This window comes from Bradyrhizobium centrolobii, assembly GCF_001641635.1.
Taxonomy (GTDB): Bacteria; Pseudomonadota; Alphaproteobacteria; order Rhizobiales; family Xanthobacteraceae; genus Bradyrhizobium; species Bradyrhizobium centrolobii.
In genome coordinates this window covers 149,661-165,786 of the sequence record NZ_LUUB01000063.1, presented here as the reverse complement: position 1 = coordinate 165,786, position 16,126 = coordinate 149,661, and the positions used below count along the sequence as shown (strand labels likewise).

Sequence of the window (16,126 nt, the reverse complement as noted above, 5' to 3'; positions counted from 1 at the left end):
CGTTCGAGGAAACACAATCTGTGTAGACAACTGCCGGTTGCGCAGCATCGGATTCGACAGATAAGATGCGATCATGGCGTTCCGGGGGCGTTGAGATGTTGAAGTCGGCTGTCGTCGCGTGCGTACTGCAGGCGCTTGCGATCGGAGTTGCGAATGCGGCGGGGCCGTTCGGCTCGGTAAGTACCGGCAACTGGATCGGCGGCGCCTTCACCAACGACGAAACCCGCGCCTTCTCGCATTGTGCGGCGACCGCACCCTATGCCAACGGCGTCAGCCTTGTGGTCGGCCAGAACGTCGCCGGCTCATGGCTCCTGAGCTTTGCCAGCCCTGCCTTCAAGTTCACCAAGGGCGAGAACGCCGCGATCGACGTCATCTTCGATGGCCAGGAGCAGGCGCGGCTGTTCGCGACCGCCAACGCGCCGAACATGCTCACCGCCATCATGCCGCCCAACGTCACCCGCGCGTTACAGAAGGCGAGCCTGATGGTGGCGACCGCGGGCCGCACTGCGCTGCAATTCCAACTGACCTCGACGGCGCCGCTGATCGCAGCACTGGCCAATTGCGTCACCAGGGTCAGGGCCGACGGGATCGACAAGGCGGGTGATTTTACGAAGGGTGGAGCGAAGCCGGCGGCCACGGCGGATAAGCAGGCGCCCCCGCCAGCAGGCAGATCCAGTCGCGCCGTGAGCATGAGCGGCACGGGCTTCGTGGTCAGCCCCAGCGGGCATATCGTGACCAATCATCACGTGATTGACGGCTGCGTCGGGGACATCAAGGGCAATCTCGCCGGCGAGGCCGCGATGGTGCTGCGGGTCGTATCCAGCGATGCGACCAATGATCTCGCGCTGCTACAGGCGCCGACGACGGCCACATTCAAGGACTTTGCAAGAATCCGCGATCGCTCGATGCACTCCGGCAATTCCGTCGTGGCCATCGGCTTTCCCCTGCACGGCCTGCTCACCTCCGACCTGACCGTGACGACCGGCATCGTGAGTTCACTCAGCGGCATCCGCAACGACACAGGACGCCTGCAGATCAGCGCGGCGATCCAGGCGGGCAACAGCGGCGGGCCCGTGTTCGATATGTCCGGTCAGGTGGCAGGCGTCGTCGTGTCCAAACTCAACGCGCTGAGGATGATCAAGGAGACCGGACAACTTACCGAGAACATCAACTTCGCCATCAAGACCGGCGCGTTGCGCGACTTTCTCGACAATTCGGTGGTCCCCTATCAGACCGCCGAACCGAAGGGCGAGCTCAAGACCGCCGACATCGCCGGCAACGCCCGCGCCTACACGATGCTGATCTCCTGCAACGGCACCGAGCAGGCGGACGCGAAGCGATGAGGTGAGAGGCGCCCTGCCGCCCCAAGCTCAGCTGTCATTCCCCGCGAAAGCGGGGAATCCAGTACACCGCGGCTTCTCCGTAGCCATCAGGCTCTCTGGAATACCGGATCGCCTGATCAAGTCGGGCGATGACAGCGTCGTACAGGGCAGGCAAATCGATCCCCTCACCCGTGGCAGCACGACGCCTTCGTCGCCTCCGGCTCGTACTGGTCGCGCAGCCGGACCCAGTCCATCGGATAGGGCAGGCCCTCCTCGTGGCGGCCGAGCGGGGTGAGGTCGAGGTACTGATAGGCGGCGTTCATCATGTCGAGACCGCGGGCGAAGCAGGAATAGGTGTGGAAGATCTCGCCGGCCTCGTTGCGGTAGAACACGCTGATTCCGGGCAGCTCGGGACCGTAGAACGGCGTGGTGCCGAAATTGTATTTCGGCACACCCTTGTCGATCTGCTCGCGCGTGAACGTGACCTCGTAATCGTAATTGAAGTCGTTACTCCCTGAGGAGACCCAGTCGAAGGTCCAGCCCATCCGCTTCTTGAAGGCCTCGAGCTTGATGACCGGGGCCAGCGAGACCGCGACCATGGTGGTGTCGCGCGCAGCGAGGTGCGGCACCATGCGTTCAAAGCCATCGGCCCAGAACGAGCAGCTCTTGCAGGCGGCGTCCCAGTCCGGTGCGAACATCACGTGCTGGACGACGAGCTGCGGACGGCCCCTGAAGAGGTCGCCGAGCGTCACCTTGCCGTTCGGTCCGTCGAAAACGTAGTTCTTGTCGACCTTCACCCAGGGAAGCTGGCGGCGCTCCTCGGCGAGCCGTTCGCGGGCCTGCGAAAACTCCTTCTCATGGGCGAGGTGAGCTTTGCGGGCCGCGAGCCATTGTTCGCGCGAGACGATCTGATGTTGTTGCATGGTTTCCTCCATGGTGTCAGGCGACGAAGGCGTCGAGCTTGTCGAAGAACGAGCTCCAGCCGCGCTGATGGTTGTCGCGTGCGGTTTCATCGAAGAACTGGGCGTGATGGAAAACCATCAGCGTGCCGGCGCTGTCCGGCTTCAGCGAGATCGTTACCAGCGACTCGCGTTCCGGCGTCGAGTGCCAGGCCCAGGTGAAGACCAGCCGCTCGTTCGGCACGACCTCGCGATAGATACCCCCGGCCTCGAAATATTCGCCATCGTCGCGGGTGAAGCTGATCCGGTAGCGTCCGCCGGCGCGCACGTCGAGCTCCGCACTCAGCGTGGCCGGCTTCATGTTCGGTGGCCCGAACCATTGCACTAGCTGCTCGGCCTGCGTCCAGGCGGCGTAGACTTTTTCCGGCCGCGCGCGGAGCCGGCGCGTGAGCGTGAGGCTTGGGCGTTCGGTGGCGCTGATATCGGCGTTGACGGCTGCGTTGGCCATGGGTCTTCCTCCACAAAGGCGGCAAGGCGGTCAAAATTGTCGGACCAGAACTGCGCGTAGCGATTGAGCCAGTTCATTGCCTGCTCCATCGGCTTCGCGGTGAGCCGGCAGGAAACCGTGCGCCCGGTCTTCTCCCGCACGATCAGGCCAGCATCCGTCAGCACGTCGAGATGCTTCATGATCGCCGGTAGCGAGATCGGAAACGGCGCCGCCAGCTCGCTCACCGACAGGCTGTCCTGTTCGCCGAGGCGTGCCAGCAGCGCACGTCGGGTCGGATCGGAAAGCGCGGCAAAGGTTCGGTCCAGCGTCTCGTCCTGATACTTAACCATATGGTTTAGTATAGGCACACGCAGGATGGCGTCAAGACGGAAGGCGAGCCTCTCCAGGCGCACAAGCGCGTGATGTGCAGCAAGGCAGGTCAGGATGCTTCACGTATGACAAGTCCGGCCTGCCGGGCGGCCTCGTCACGCGTGCTCGGACTCCTAGGCGGGGGGAAGGTGCCGGCCGCGCGGTATTGGCTGAAACGGGGGCCTGGTGATCAGGAAGGCTGGATTCTGCGCGCAATAGCCCTTGCGACCGGACACGCTCAGCAGACACTGCTCGCGGGTTTGATAGGAGCAGTCGCCGGGATAGTCGTATGCCGCACCCTGAATGCACCACGGATAATCATAATCCGCACGCGCCGGATCGATGCCGGCGAGCCCTGCAAGGACCATGGTGCCCAGTACTAATTGCGTCTTGCGCATGACCGATCTCCCATGCTCGCCGCGTGAGATGCGACCCCACAGTGAGAAAGGTTTTGCGAAGCCGATTTATTCCGGAGCAGTCCGACAGAAATCTCTGCGCCGTGCCGTGGCCACTTTGGTAGATCGTGTGGCTTGATCGGCATCGGTACGGTCAGCCGGCGGAACGCTCGCGCCTCGCGAATAACAGGCTGAGCCCGCCTCTAATAGGGCGCGACGGGCCGGGTGCGCCGGCGCGGCTGCGGTTGCGGCCAAGGCGCCTGGCCATAGGCGACAAGCGGATTGGGACCGCAGTACAGCAGGCGGCCGGAGACGCTGGCCTGACATTGCTCATAGGTGCTGTAGGCGCATTCGCCGGGATAGTCGAACTCGCCGCCCTGCGCGCACCAAGGGTAGACGCGCGCCGCCGCGGGAGTGACGTTGACAAAACCGGCAAGAACCGTCGCGCCGAGCGTCAGCAGCGCCAATTGCGTCTTGCGCATGATCCCAACTCCTTTCTTCATGGCGCGAGATGCGGCGCCACATATCATCAGGTTTCAGCGCACCGTTTTATTCCAGATCAACGGGGTTAGGCACGCAAGAAAAAAGCCCTGCCATACGGCAGGGCTCCATTCCTGGCCATCACAAGATCGCTACTCGACCTTGAGGCCGGCGAACTCGACGACCTTCTTCCACTTTTCGGTCTCGGCCTTGATCTCCTCGCCGAACGCCTCCGGCGTCTGCACCCGCGGCTCGCCGCCGAGCTCGACCAGGCGCTTGGTCATGTCCGGCTCCTTCATGAGCGTGTTGATCTCGTTGTTGAGCTTGGTGATGATCTCTTTCGGCGTGTTCTTCGGCGCGCCCATGCCGAACAGCGCGCTGGCCTCGTAGTTCGGAACGGTTTCCGCGATCGCCTGCACGTCGGGCAGTTGCGGCGAGCGCTGCGCGGTGGTGACACCGAGCGCGCGAAGCGAGCCGGAGCGGATGTGCTGGATGATCGATGGCATGTTGTCGAAGATCACCTGCACCTGGCCGCCGAGCATGTCGGTGATCGCGGGCGCCGCGCCGCGATAGGGCACGTGCTGCATCTTGCAGCCGGTCATCGCCATGAACATCTCGCCGGAGAGATGCACCGAGGTGCCGTTGCCGGACGAGGCCATGTTCACCTTGCCGGGATTGGCCTTCACATACTCGATGAACTCGGCGACGTTCTTCGCCGGAACATCCTTGTTGACGGTCATCACGTTCGGCACGCGCTGGAACGAAGCGACCGGCGCAACGTCGCGCACGAAGTCGAACTTCAGATTGGCGTAGAGCGAGGCGTTGATGTAGTTGGCCGGATTGACCAGCAGCAGCGTGTAGCCGTCGGGCTCGGCGTTGATGACGGATTCGGTGCCGATATTGTTGCCGGCGCCCGGCTTGTTCTCGATCACGAATTGCTGTCCGAACTTTTCCGACAGCCGCTGGCCGATCAGCCGCGCCAGGATGTCGGTGGCCCCGCCCGGCGGATAGCCGACCACCCATTTCACCGGACGAGCCGGATAATCGGCGGCAAGCGCCTTCGACAGCGGGGTGGCTGCAAGCGGACTGGCAGCGAGCAGGCCCAGCGCGGTACGGCGTGTGATCATCTCAAGGTCTCTCCCGACTTGTTGTTCTTGAAAGCGTCGTGGCCGGCTTGTAACAAAGCTTGCCGCACGCGGAAAGTGCGCGCGGCACGCCGCGACGAAAGGATAAGGCAAAGGACAAGGCATGCCGGTCAAGGTCGAGGCCCTCGATCACCTCGTGATCAACGTCGCGGACGTCGCACGCACCACCGAGTGGTATCGCAAGATCCTCGGCATGGAAGTCAAGGTCTTCGACCCCGGCGGCGGCAAAGCGCCGCGGACTTCGCTTCAATTCGGTAACCAGAAGATAAACGTCCGGCCGCGCAATGCGGACAAGGTGGAATGGTTCACCGCGGACCACCAGACCGCCGGCAGCGAGGATCTGTGCTTCCTCACCTCCGCCACGCCCGACGAGGTGGTGGCGCATTTGCAGGCAAACGGCGTCGCGATCGAGGAGGGCCCGGTTCCCAGGCAGGGCGCCCGCGGCACGCTGCGCTCGGTCTATTGCCGCGATCCCGATGGCAGCCTGATCGAGATTTCCTCGTACGAGGATTAGAGCGCGAGGGCGCCACTCGCTCCGTCGTCATGCCCGGCCATGACGGAGGAGAGGATAGGCGCTCCAGCAAGGCATAGCCGCGCATTTGATCCTTCCCCCAGCGAATGGCAGAAAGACTCCCGACAACAAAGCAGCCGTAATCCAAAACAGGCTGGACGGGAGGACTTATGCCGAATTCGCGAGCCGCAGCCGGAATCGTGGGTCCATTTGCAGGCCTCGACGTGCCCTGGCTGCTCAGGATGCGCGCCGAGGTGCGCCGCGATCATCCGTTCCTGATCTGGGCGCCGTTCGATGCGCCGGCGCGGCACTGGAGCTATGGCGAGTTTCACGACCGGGTCGGCGCACTCGCGGCCGGGCTCGCCAGGCGCGGCGTGAAACCGGGCGAATATGTGCTGATCCATCTCGACAATTGCATCGAGGCGCTGCTGGCCTGGTTTGCCTGCGTCGAGCTCGGCGCGATCGCGGTGACGACCAACACGCGCTCGGCGCCGGCCGAAATGGAATATTTCGCCGATCACTGCGGCGCCGTCGCCGCGATCACGCAGCCGGCCTATGCGGAGATCGTTGCAAAGCATTGCCGCAATCTGCGCTGGATGGCAGTGACCTCGCATGATGCCGGCGTGGCGCCTGCGCAAGCCGTTTCACGTGCAGATAACTTCGAGGCGCTGTTTGCCGACAGCGCTGACCGGCCGCGGCGCGCGACCGATCCGCTCGCGCCTTGCAGCGTGCAGTACACCTCGGGCACGACATCGCGCCCCAAGGCGGTGCTCTGGACCCATGCCAATGCGCTATGGGGCGCCAAGATCAACGCCGCACATGAGGATTTGCACGCCGGCGACGTGCATCAGACTTACCTGCCGCTGTTTCACACCAACGCCCTCGCCTACTCCATGCTGGCAACGCTGTGGGTCGGCGGCTCCTGCGTGATCCAGCCGCGCTTCTCCGCGAGCCGCTTCTGGCCCGTCGCGCACGAGCACGGTTCGACCTGGACCTCGACGATCCCCTTCTGCATGAAGGCGCTGCTCGAGCACGAGATCCCCCGGAACCACAAATTCCGCCTGTGGGGCACCGCGGTCAACGAGCCGCCGGCCTTTGCCGCCTTCGGCGTCAAGATCATCGGTTGGTGGGGCATGACCGAGACCATCACCCACGGCATCATCGGCGAGGTCGATCAGCCCAACATTCCGATGTCGATCGGCCGCGCGGCGCCGGAGTACGAGATCCGCATCACCGACGATGATGGCCGGCCGACAGAGGTCGGCGACACCGGCAACCTCTCGATCAAGGGCATTCCCGGCCTGTCGCTGTTCGCGGAGTATCTGCACAACGAGACGGCGACGCGCGAGAGCTTTGACGAGCACGGCTTCTTCGTCACCGGCGATCGCGTCGTGCGGCAGGAGAACGGCTATATCAGGTTCGGCGATCGCACCAAGGACATGCTGAAGGTCGGCGGCGAGAACGTCGCGGCCTCCGAGATCGAGCAGGTGATCGCGGTGGTCCCCGGCGTGCGCGAGGCGGCCGTGGTGGCGAAGAAACATCCGATGTTGGACGAGGTGCCTGTCGTCTTCATCATCCCGCAGGGCGGCGTCGCCGGCGCACGGCCTGACCTGCATGACAGCGTGATGGCCGCCTGCCGCGCAGGACTTGCCGACTTCAAGCTGCCGCGCGAGATCCGCCTCGTCGACGACATGCCGCGCTCGACGTTGGAGAAGGTGGCGAAGGCGGAGCTGCGGAAGATGGTGGAGTAGCTCAACTATCACCACAGCGTCGTCCCGGCGAAGGCCGGGACCCATACCGCGTGATCTATCGATAGCGCACGGTGCTTGTACCGGACGACGAGTCTTCGCCAAACCACTCCCTGGGGTTATGGGTCCCGGCCTTCGCCGGGACGACACCGAGGATGCGGCGCCAGCGCCGCTAGATCAGCGGCCAGCGAATTGAATCAGAACGACCCCAGCGCCACCGGGCGGAACGCCTGCAAGAGCTGCTGATCCAGCTTGCCGCCCATGCCTTCCATCATCGCAAACGCGCGGGAGTGGGTGAAGGGCATGCGGTAGGCGCGCTTTTCCACCAGCGCGGCGTAGATGTCGACGATCGTCGTCAGGCGCACGATGTCGCAGATCTGGTTCGACGAGAGCCCGTTCGGATAGCCGCTGCCGTCGAGGAATTCATGGTGATGCAGGACCACGTCGAGCATCTCCGGCGGGAAGCCGCCCTGGGCTGCGAGCGCATCGTAGCCGCGGCGCGGATGCTGGCGAACCTCGTCCATCTCCTCGTCGGTGAGCTTGCCGGGCTTGTCAAGCAGCGCGGTCGGAACGAAAGCCTTGCCGACGTCGTGCAACAGCGCGGCGCGGGTCAGCCGGCGCTGGTCGTCCTCGCGCATGCCGAGATGCTGCGCGAAGGCGACGGCAAAGCCGGTGACGAACAGGCAGTGCCGATAGCTGCCGACATGATGACAGCCGACGGTGGTAAGCCACTCGCGCAGCGAGGAGTGCTTGATCGCCTTCAGGATCTTACTCTCGGCGGCGATGACATCGTCGAAGGTCAAGGGAACGCCGAGCGGCAGCTTCTCGAACATCTTCGTCAGCACCGCGTGCGCCGCTTCGACGCCGCGATTGAGCGTCTTGCCGCGATCGGTCGCATCGTAGGCCGCGGTGTCGGGGAAGGCGGCGCGAATGCGCTGCAGGATGGCTTCGGCCTGAAGCGGACGCGAGATGGTGTCGGTGGCGCCCAGCGCCCAGGCCTGCATGGTGCCGTGGTGCAAGGCGTCCGCGAGCACGAACAGCCGGGGCATCGTGCGATAGGCATCGCCGCGCAGCTTGTTGCGCACCCGCTGCACGCTCTCCGGCGAGCGCAGGTTGATATCGACCACGAGGCCGGAGAGATCGCGCGACGGCTGCTCGGGAATGTCCTGGGTCGAGACCGTCGAAACCTCGCCGACCGCCTTCAAAATGCTGGCGAGTTCGCTGCTCTCGTCGATCCGATCGGAAGCGAGCAGAAGCCGGCGTTTGGCGGCTGGATTGGCTGAGGCGGTCATGGCTTCCCCAAAGCAACTGAGAGCACGGGCGTATTCTGCGACAGCCTAAGCCGGATCAGGTTCTCCGGCCCTTAAGAGGCGTGCTCAATGGAACCCTGCGGGGATTGGTAGACTTTTAGGGATTTTGGTTGGTATGCGCCGCGAAGGAGGTGCGCCCCCTCTCGCGCTTGCGGGCAGGGCTGGGGTGGGGGTGCCTCAGCAATAGACACTCCCGGTGTGGACAGAGCCCCCACCCGGCGCTTCGCCACAGCCGAGGCTTCGCCTCGGCGTCTCTTAAGAGGATGGCGGCCGAAGGCGGCCTGTGCCTCCCCCGCAAGCCGGAGAGGTGAAGCGAGTCTGCGGCAGGGCCATGCCGCCCCAATAGAGGCCGGTCCCGACCAAAACGTCGAAAACAACCCCATGCAAAGTAGCGCGGCCGTTGAAAAGGCGGGGTTTTCTGCAAAGAAAATCCGCCGGAGGTTGTCCTCCGGCGGATCATCCGACCTCGCAATCGCGACCCGGCTTACGCCTTCATGCCCGCCTTCACGGCTTCGGCCGTGATCGGCAGCGCGCGGACACGGGCGCCGGAGGCGTTGAAGATGGCGTTGCCGATGGCGGGGGCGACGACCGTCACCGCGGGCTCGCCGACGCCGGTGGCCTTCTCGCCATTGGCGATCACGGCGACCGCGACCTCCGGCATCTGGCTCATGCGCAAAGGCGTGTAGCTGTCGAAGTTGGTCTGCTCGATGCCACCATCCTTCAGCGTCGCCTTCTCGTACATCGCCAGCGACAGTCCCCACAGCGCCGCACCTTCGACCTGGGCGCGGATGTTGTCGGGATGCACCTGGGTGCCGACGTCGGTTGCGACCGTGAGCTTCTTCACGGTCACCTCGCCCGAGGGCGCGACGGCGACATGGGCGACGCACGCCGTCCAGCTTGCGGTGGCGCGTTCCTGCGATGACACGCAGGCGACGCCCATGCCCTCGCCTTTCGGGAGCTTCTTGGTGCCGTAGCCGGAGAGCCCCATCGCGGCGAGCAGCGTGTTGCGCAGCCGCTGCGCGCCGCCATCGTTCTTGCCCTTGCCGTCGAGCAGCGCGATGCGGAACTGCGCCGGATCCTGGTCGGTCGCAGCCGCGATCTCGTCGATCATGCTTTCGACCGCCCAGAAGGTCCAGCCCGGCGCCACCGAGCGGAGCTGGCCGGACGGCGTGGCATTGTGCGCGAGCTCGTTCTTGATCGCCCGCACATAGTGATTGGGCACGGTGTAGAAGAAATCAGCACCGTTCACCGTGAAGGAATCGAGCGGACCCTTCTTGTCGACCGAGGGCGTCAGGAAATCGGGGATTCCCCAGCGCGCGGTCGGCCAGGCCGAGACCACGTCGTGGCTGATTGCGACGAGCTTGCCGTCACCGTCCACGCCGGCCTTTACTTTCTGGTAGGTGAGCGGACGCGAGAAATCCATGGTCATGTCGTTCTCGCGCGTATAGATCACCTTGACCGGCTTGCCGACCGCTTTCGCCGCCTGCACCGCCGGCACCATCATGTCGGCGTCGAGCCTGCGGCCGAAGCCGCCGCCGAGCCACATCTGGTGCATGACGACGAATTTCGGATCGATCCCGGCCGCGCCTGCGGCGATCGCGCCGGAGCGCGTCGCGAACTGGTTGCCGGAATAAATGTGCAGGATGTCGCCCTTGAACTCCGCGGTGGCGTTCATCGGCTCCATCGGCGCATGGATGTTCATGTTGGTAGTGTACTCCGCCTCCAGCACCTTTGCGGCCGTGCCGAACGCCGCATTGGGATCACCGTCCTTGACGAAGAATTGGCCGGAGTCGTCGAGCTGTTGCAGCCGCTTGGCTTCGTCGAGCAGCGACTGGCTCGACAGCTTTGCGTTGGGACCGCCGTCATAGGCGACCTTCAGCGCCGCGGCGGCCTTCTTGGCATTGGCGTAGGTATTGGCCACCGCAACGACCCACCCCGACGTCGTACCGGTCTTGTCGTCGAGCGTGACCGCCTTGATGAAGCCCGGCACCTTCTTCGCGGCGCCGTCGTCGACCGATTTCACCGTGGCGCCGAAGCGCACCGGCGGCGTGACGACGGCGCCATAGGCCATGCCCGGCAGCATCACGTCGATGCCGTACTTCGCCGTGCCGTTGGTCTTGGAGGGAATATCGAGCTGCGGCACCGACACGCCGATCATGGTGTATTGATCGGGCGTCTTCAGCGTGATCGCCTTCAGCTCGTCCGGCGTGAAGGTCTTCGTCGCCTTGCCGCTTTTGACGATGTCGGCGAACGACATCTGCTTCTTCGACTTCGGATGCGAGATCACGGAATCGCGCACCACGAGCTCTGAAGCCGGCACGGCCATCACGGCAGCCGCGCCTTCCGTCAGCGCGATGCGGCCCGCGGCGCCCCCGCGGCTCATCGCCTCGAAGTTCATCATGGTCGACCAGCTTCCGCCGGTGATCTGTGCGCCCAGCACGGGATCGTTGAACTTAGGATCGTTGGAGGCGAGCGCGACGCGCATGTCGCTCCATTTCGCCCCCAGCTCCTCGCAGACGATCTGCGCCATGGTAGAGGCAATGTGCTGGCCCATATCGGCCTTGCCGCAGGTCACGGTGACGAGACCATCCGGCGCGATCGCGTACCAGACGCTCGGCTCGAAATTGGCCGGAGCTGCGGCGAGCGCCTCACCAATGCCGGGCACACCGGCATAGCCGAGCACGAGGCCGGTCGCGGCGGAGCCGACGAGGAACGAGCGGCGGCTGAGATCGGTCGTCTCAGAGGTGACGTTCTTCACGTACTGATTCATGTGGGCCTCCGCTCGGTGGCCGTAGCGGATGCGGTGCGCATCTCGGTTGCGGCGCGCATGATCGCCTTCTGGATCCGCGAATAGGTCATGCAGCGGCAGAGATTGCCGTCCATATGCGCGACGACCTCCTCCTTGGTCGGGTTGGGATTCTTCGCAAGCAGCGAAGCCGCCTGCATGATCTGCCCGGACTGGCAGTAGCCGCATTGCGGGACCTGCTCGGCGATCCACGCCTTCTGCAAGGGATGATCGCCCTTGGCGGAAAGGCCTTCAATGGTGGTGATCTTCTTGCCAGCGACATCGCCGACCATGGTCTGGCACGAGCGCACGGCCTCGCCGTTGACGTGCACGGTGCAGGCGCCGCACAGGCCGGCACCGCAGCCGAACTTCGTGCCGGTCATCTGCAATTGCTCGCGGATCGCCCAAAGAAGCGGCGTGTCGTTCGCCGCATCCACGGACATACTCCGCCCGTTGATGGTGAGAGTTGGCATAGGCGTCTTCCCCTGCCGGTGCATGAAGCCGCTTACGGCGGCAACTTGTATGGCGGACGCCCACCGGGCCGGCGCCCGCCTTGATTGCAAGAATGGTCGCGTTCACGCGCAGACGCAAACGCAATTTGGAATTGATCGAAACAAAGGCTGCTTCTGCTTGTTGTGCGATGCGACAACAGCGCTCTCACAAGCACGATGGGCAGTCTTCGCCGCAAGCATGCAAGCCACCGCGGTGAGCTGGTTTCCTCTGAGTAACCCGGCGAGCTAGATAGAGTATGATGAGATGAGATTGAGCTATCGCCGGGTGTGAGCAACCGCCGACGCAGGCATCCCTTCTCCCCTTGTGGGAGAAGGTGGCGCGCGCAAGCGCGTCGGATGAGGGGTTGGTTCCGCAAACTTACTGCGCGAAATTCCTTCGCGGTGAGAGACCCCTCACCCGGCTTCGCTGTCGCGAAGCCACCCTCTCCCACAAGGGGAGAGGGTGCAGCGTCGCTGCGGCTCGCTCAACCAAGCTTCGTTATACGCTAGGATGAGAGAGTAAAAACAAAAAGGGCGGATGCGATGCCAAGGATCGATCGGGACGGCGTTGGGATCTACTACGAGGTCCATGGCGAGGGGCCGCCGCTGCTGCTCACGCACGGCTATTCCTCGACCTCTGCGATGTGGCATGGCCAGATCGACGCGCTCGCAGCGAACCACAAGCTCGTATTGTGGGACATGCGCGGCCACGGCCAGTCCGACTATCCGGACGATCCCAAGGCCTACAGCGAAGCGCAGACCATCGGCGACATGGCCGCGATCCTGGATGCGATCGGCGCCGAGCGCGCGATCATCGGCGGGCTGTCGCTCGGCGGCTACATGTCGCTCGGCTTCTACCGCGCCCACCCGCAGCGCGCCCGCGCGCTCCTGATCATCGACACCGGCCCCGGTTTCAAGAAGGACGATGCGCGCGATGCCTGGAACGCGCGTGCGCTCGCCACCGCCGACAAGCTCGATCGCGAAGGTCTCGACGTGCTGAAATCGGCGACCCGCGAACGCGCGACCGCCAGCCATCGCAACGCCAAAGGATTGGCGCTTGCCGCGCGCGGCATGCTGACCCAGCGCGATGCGAAGGTGATGGAGTTGCTCCCCGACATCAAGGTGCCGTCCCTGATCGTGGTCGGGGCCGACGACACGCCCTTCCTCGCGGCGTCCGACTACATGACGGCAAAAATCCCCGGCGCACAAAAGGTCGTGATCCCCGCGGCCGGACACGCCGTCAACATCGATCAGCCGCAGGCTTTTGTTGACGCGGTGGTGCCTTTCCTGAAGAACTTGCCGCGATAGCCCGGTTAGACAAGGACGTAGGCGATGAAGCAGGCGATGTTGCCCATTGGCATGATGGCGGCGCTTCTCTCGATGTCGGCCTCGGCGCGGGCCGAGCAGTTCGGCGCGCCGCCTCCGCCGCGCCTGCCCTTTGTTATGACGCTATCCAACACTACGCCGCTGGCATTCGGCATGGATGCCGAGCAGACTGCGCGGGCATTGGGCCAGCCCCTGCGGTATGTGCGGGGCCGTCCGGGCAACGAGATCTATCTCGCCTTGCGCAACATCGGCGGCAGCGGACTGATCCCCTACCGCCATCGCCTGTTCCTGCAATTCCGTCACGGACGGCTGGCAGGATGGAAGGAGGATTACGGCGAGAACTGGATGTGGGAGTGAGGATACGACTCTCACCCTCATGGTGAGAAGCGCCGCAGGCGCGTCTCGAACCATGAAAGCCTCCGCTGCTGCCTCTTGGCCTTCCTCCATCGAGACGCGCTACGCGATCGTCAGGACGAGGGGAGAGAGCGGGGTTCGTGATCGACACCTGACAAAGAAGGACAACCCTCGTGGGACAAGACATCAAACTGGCGGCCTCCGACAATTTCCAGCTCGGCGCCTACCGCGCCGATCCCAGCGGCAGCCCGAAGGGCGCGATCGTGGTGATCCAGGAGATCTTTGGGGTCAATCACCACATCCGTTCGGTCTGCGACCGCCTCGCCGGCGAAGGCTATGTCGCGATCGCACCGTCGATCTTCGACCGCACCTCGCCCAACTTCCAGTCGGGCTATTCGCCCGATGAAATCGCCGAGGCGCGCAAGTTCGTCGCCAATCCGGACTGGGCGGCGATCCTGCGCGACACGCAGGCCGCGATCGACGCGGTCAAGAGCATCGGCCCGGTCGGCATCATCGGCTTCTGCCTGGGAGGCAGCATCGCCTATGCCGCGGCGACGCGGCTGTCGGGCCTCAAGGCTGCGATCGGCTATTACGGCGGCGCCATCGTGCGCTTCGCCGACGAGACGCCGAAGGCGCCGACGCAACTGCACTTCGGCGAGAAGGATGCCGGTATTCCCCTGACCGATGTCGAGACCATCAAAACGAAGCGGCCGGACGTGGAGGTCTTCATCTATCCCGGCGCCCAGCACGGCTTCCATTGCGACGAGCGCGCAAGCTACGACAAGACCAGCGCCGACATCGCCTGGCCGCGCAGCCTGGAATTTTTTGCGAAGCATTTGAAATAGCGCGCGACTCTCGCCGCCGTCATTCCGGGATGCGCCGCAAGGCGCAGGCCCGGAATCCATCGTGCCGCGGAGTTGGTGGCAGGATGGATTCCGGGCTCGCGCTACGCGCGCCCCCATTGCGCACTTGCGCAATGTGGAATGACGAGGAGGGAGCTGCGCCCCTCCTTTGGCGGAAATCGGGTGGGCTGCACCTCGTGCGTGACGATAGAGCTGGCCAATCAAGCCAGCTCACGCCGGAACATCATCATGCAGCAAGCAACCACGAACCTCATCATCCGCAATCCGTTCGGCACCATGGACGTCCCGGCGCCGGACGATCAGGAGGTGACTGACTATGCTGCGACCGCCACGCTTGTGGGCGATGCAGCCGACGGCAATGCGGCGCAGTGGGCATCGATCCCCGCACACTCCGATCCGCTCGAAGGCACCTGGGCGAGCCGCTGGAACGGCGGCGCCGATCCGACCATCGCGGGCGATACGCCCGACAAGTGGAAGCACGGCCGCGCCGAGCTCCGGGTCATGGGCGAGCGCATCTATTTGCGGTTCGACTGGGATGGCGGCCGCCGGCACGGCCTCATCGATGCAAGGCGCGATGGCGGAGATCGCCTGCTCGGGAAGTACATCAACCTGACCAATCCCGCCATCACGCGGCCATGGGTCGGGCTGGTTGTCGATGCGTCACGCATCGACGGATGCTTTCCGAATGGGCGGCTGGATTTCAGGCGGTGAGAGGCTGGCTTTGGGAAGACCAGCAGAGAGGCGCTCCCCCTCTCACCTTCGTCATTCCGGGGCGCGACGAAGTCGCGAACCCGGAATCCATCGTGCCTCGGAGTTAGTGGCGAAATGGATTCCGGGTTCGCGCTTCGCGCGCCCCGGAATGACGGAGGGTAGACCTAGAACCAGCGCTCGCCGACGAGCACGGTGTCGCCGGGGCTCAAGGGCGTGCCGAGCGGAACGATGGCGCGCATCGCACCGCCGGCCTCGGTATGGGTGACGGTGACGGCGTCGCGCTTGGCGCGCGGCGAGAAGCCGCCGGCGATCGCGACCGCGCTCTCGACCGTCATGTTCGGCACGTAAGGATATTGGCCGGGGGCGGCCACTTCACCGAGAATGAAGAACGGGCGGTAGGATTCGATCTCCACGGCCACCGAGGGCTCGCGGATGTAACCATTGCGCAGGCGCGCCCCGATTTCGCCGGCCAGTCCCGCCGTGGTGCGGCCGCGCGCGGGCACTGCGCCGATCAGCGGCATGGTGATCGCGCCGCCGGCATCGATCGCATAGGTGTTGGTGAGACCTTCCTGGCCGTAGACCACGACGCGGAGCTTGTCGCCGGCATCGAGATGATAGGATGCGTCGTAGCGAGCCGGCGCCGGCATCGGCGCGGCATAGCCGACAGGCATGGGCCGAGGCGCCGCGGCAAAGGAATTGCGGAGCGCGCTGATGGCGCCGCCACCGGAATTGTCGGCGACGGCAACCGGCTGCGGCGCGCCAGGCGGGCCATAGGCCATGGCGTCGAGATCGCTGCGCGGCTGTGCGATTGCGACCGGTCCTGTGGTCTGCATGCAGCCGCCAAGGGCGAGCGCGGCGGACGCTGCCAACACCGACAATCGAAACGCGCGTGCAACCGGCACCTGAGCCATCCCTTCAAACGAGATAGGT

At 64.6% G+C, this 16,126-nt stretch carries 17 protein-coding genes; 7 read left to right on the top strand and 10 right to left on the bottom strand.

From position 1 onward, the window contains the following. Positions 1 to 95 precede the first annotated feature (95 nt). Entirely contained in the window at positions 96 to 1,343 is a 1,248-nt protein-coding gene (locus AYJ54_RS20825; RefSeq protein ID WP_063701720.1) for a S1C family serine protease, read from the top strand. Between the two features lie 164 nt (positions 1,344 to 1,507). Here the strand turns inward: AYJ54_RS20825 and AYJ54_RS20820 are convergent, their stop codons facing one another. The 6 genes from AYJ54_RS20820 to AYJ54_RS20795 form a co-directional block, all read right to left on the bottom strand. Beyond that, entirely contained in the window at positions 1,508 to 2,245 is a 738-nt protein-coding gene (locus tag AYJ54_RS20820; protein WP_063701792.1) for a DUF899 domain-containing protein, read from the bottom strand. Positions 2,246 to 2,261: 16 nt separating this feature from the next. Next, positions 2,262 to 2,702, bottom strand: coding sequence for an SRPBCC family protein (locus AYJ54_RS20815; RefSeq protein ID WP_082905766.1), 441 nt, complete (start codon positions 2,700 to 2,702; stop codon positions 2,262 to 2,264). Beyond that, complete coding sequence (locus tag AYJ54_RS20810; RefSeq protein ID WP_063701716.1) at positions 2,606 to 3,058, bottom strand: ArsR/SmtB family transcription factor; 453 nt, start codon at positions 3,056 to 3,058, stop codon at positions 2,606 to 2,608. Before AYJ54_RS20810 ends, AYJ54_RS20815 begins: the two co-directional genes overlap by 97 nt. Before the next feature lie 153 nt (positions 3,059 to 3,211). Continuing rightward, complete coding sequence (locus AYJ54_RS20805; protein ID WP_063701715.1) at positions 3,212 to 3,475, bottom strand: DUF3551 domain-containing protein; 264 nt, start codon at positions 3,473 to 3,475, stop codon at positions 3,212 to 3,214. A 200-nt stretch (positions 3,476 to 3,675) separates the two neighbouring features. Continuing rightward, positions 3,676 to 3,954: a DUF3551 domain-containing protein gene (locus AYJ54_RS20800; RefSeq protein ID WP_063701790.1), complete on the bottom strand. Its 279-nt coding sequence runs from the start codon at positions 3,952 to 3,954 to the stop codon at positions 3,676 to 3,678. Positions 3,955 to 4,104: 150 nt separating this feature from the next. Continuing rightward, positions 4,105 to 5,079 carry a Bug family tripartite tricarboxylate transporter substrate binding protein gene (locus AYJ54_RS20795; protein WP_063701713.1) on the bottom strand — a complete coding sequence of 325 codons (975 nt, stop codon included), beginning with the start codon at positions 5,077 to 5,079 and terminating at the stop codon, positions 4,105 to 4,107. A gap of 121 nt (positions 5,080 to 5,200) precedes the next feature. Between AYJ54_RS20795 and AYJ54_RS20790 the strand changes: the two genes are divergently transcribed. Then, positions 5,201 to 5,611: a VOC family protein gene (locus tag AYJ54_RS20790; protein ID WP_063701711.1), complete on the top strand. Its 411-nt coding sequence runs from the start codon at positions 5,201 to 5,203 to the stop codon at positions 5,609 to 5,611. 167 nt (positions 5,612 to 5,778) lie between these two features. After that, positions 5,779 to 7,359 carry an AMP-binding protein gene (locus tag AYJ54_RS20785; protein ID WP_063701709.1) on the top strand — a complete coding sequence of 527 codons (1,581 nt, stop codon included), beginning with the start codon at positions 5,779 to 5,781 and terminating at the stop codon, positions 7,357 to 7,359. Positions 7,360 to 7,553: 194 nt separating this feature from the next. On the opposite strand, the gene AYJ54_RS20780 is transcribed toward AYJ54_RS20785, so the two are convergent. From AYJ54_RS20780 to AYJ54_RS20770, 3 genes are all read right to left on the bottom strand, one after another. Further along, entirely contained in the window at positions 7,554 to 8,648 is a 1,095-nt protein-coding gene (locus AYJ54_RS20780; protein ID WP_063701708.1) for an HD-GYP domain-containing protein, read from the bottom strand. 502 nt (positions 8,649 to 9,150) lie between these two features. Then, complete coding sequence (locus tag AYJ54_RS20775; protein WP_063701706.1) at positions 9,151 to 11,436, bottom strand: xanthine dehydrogenase family protein molybdopterin-binding subunit; 2,286 nt, start codon at positions 11,434 to 11,436, stop codon at positions 9,151 to 9,153. Further along, entirely contained in the window at positions 11,433 to 11,924 is a 492-nt protein-coding gene (locus tag AYJ54_RS20770; protein WP_063701705.1) for a (2Fe-2S)-binding protein, read from the bottom strand. The genes AYJ54_RS20775 and AYJ54_RS20770 overlap by 4 nt, the downstream gene beginning before the upstream one ends. A gap of 561 nt (positions 11,925 to 12,485) precedes the next feature. Between AYJ54_RS20770 and AYJ54_RS20765 the strand changes: the two genes are divergently transcribed. The 4 genes from AYJ54_RS20765 (at position 12,486) to AYJ54_RS20750 (ending at position 15,196) form a co-directional block, all read left to right on the top strand. Further along, on the top strand, positions 12,486 to 13,250 hold the full coding sequence (locus AYJ54_RS20765; protein ID WP_063701703.1) for an alpha/beta fold hydrolase: 765 nt from the start codon (positions 12,486 to 12,488) through the stop codon (positions 13,248 to 13,250). A 24-nt stretch (positions 13,251 to 13,274) separates the two neighbouring features. Then, on the top strand, positions 13,275 to 13,625 hold the full coding sequence (locus AYJ54_RS20760; protein WP_063701702.1) for a hypothetical protein: 351 nt from the start codon (positions 13,275 to 13,277) through the stop codon (positions 13,623 to 13,625). 170 nt (positions 13,626 to 13,795) lie between these two features. Then, positions 13,796 to 14,467, top strand: a complete 672-nt coding sequence (locus AYJ54_RS20755) for a dienelactone hydrolase family protein (protein WP_063701701.1) — start codon at positions 13,796 to 13,798, stop codon at positions 14,465 to 14,467. A 246-nt stretch (positions 14,468 to 14,713) separates the two neighbouring features. Next, on the top strand, positions 14,714 to 15,196 hold the full coding sequence (locus AYJ54_RS20750) for a hypothetical protein (RefSeq protein ID WP_063701788.1): 483 nt from the start codon (positions 14,714 to 14,716) through the stop codon (positions 15,194 to 15,196). Positions 15,197 to 15,360: 164 nt separating this feature from the next. On the opposite strand, the gene AYJ54_RS20745 is transcribed toward AYJ54_RS20750, so the two are convergent. Then, positions 15,361 to 16,098 (bottom strand): polysaccharide biosynthesis/export family protein, encoded by a 738-nt coding sequence (locus tag AYJ54_RS20745; RefSeq protein ID WP_063701786.1) that lies wholly within the window; start codon positions 16,096 to 16,098, stop codon positions 15,361 to 15,363. Between the last annotated feature and the right edge of the window lie 28 nt (positions 16,099 to 16,126).

Bases quoted from the DNA above. Each gene is read 5' to 3' on its own strand.
- AYJ54_RS20825 (WP_063701720.1), top strand. From the start codon at position 96: ATGTTGAAGTCGGCTGTCGTCGCGTGCGTACTGCAGGCGCTTGCGATC.
- AYJ54_RS20820 (WP_063701792.1), bottom strand. From the start codon at position 2,245: ATGCAACAACATCAGATCGTCTCGCGCGAACAATGGCTCGCGGCCCGC.
- AYJ54_RS20810 (WP_063701716.1), bottom strand. From the start codon at position 3,058: ATGGTTAAGTATCAGGACGAGACGCTGGACCGAACCTTTGCCGCGCTT.
- AYJ54_RS20805 (WP_063701715.1), bottom strand. From the start codon at position 3,475: ATGCGCAAGACGCAATTAGTACTGGGCACCATGGTCCTTGCAGGGCTC.
- AYJ54_RS20800 (WP_063701790.1), bottom strand. From the start codon at position 3,954: ATGCGCAAGACGCAATTGGCGCTGCTGACGCTCGGCGCGACGGTTCTT.
- AYJ54_RS20795 (WP_063701713.1), bottom strand. From the start codon at position 5,079: ATGATCACACGCCGTACCGCGCTGGGCCTGCTCGCTGCCAGTCCGCTT.
- AYJ54_RS20790 (WP_063701711.1), top strand. From the start codon at position 5,201: ATGCCGGTCAAGGTCGAGGCCCTCGATCACCTCGTGATCAACGTCGCG.
- AYJ54_RS20785 (WP_063701709.1), top strand. From the start codon at position 5,779: ATGCCGAATTCGCGAGCCGCAGCCGGAATCGTGGGTCCATTTGCAGGC.
- AYJ54_RS20780 (WP_063701708.1), bottom strand. From the start codon at position 8,648: ATGACCGCCTCAGCCAATCCAGCCGCCAAACGCCGGCTTCTGCTCGCT.
- AYJ54_RS20775 (WP_063701706.1), bottom strand. From the start codon at position 11,436: ATGAATCAGTACGTGAAGAACGTCACCTCTGAGACGACCGATCTCAGC.
- AYJ54_RS20770 (WP_063701705.1), bottom strand. From the start codon at position 11,924: ATGCCAACTCTCACCATCAACGGGCGGAGTATGTCCGTGGATGCGGCG.
- AYJ54_RS20765 (WP_063701703.1), top strand. From the start codon at position 12,486: ATGCCAAGGATCGATCGGGACGGCGTTGGGATCTACTACGAGGTCCAT.
- AYJ54_RS20760 (WP_063701702.1), top strand. From the start codon at position 13,275: ATGAAGCAGGCGATGTTGCCCATTGGCATGATGGCGGCGCTTCTCTCG.
- AYJ54_RS20750 (WP_063701788.1), top strand. From the start codon at position 14,714: ATGCAGCAAGCAACCACGAACCTCATCATCCGCAATCCGTTCGGCACC.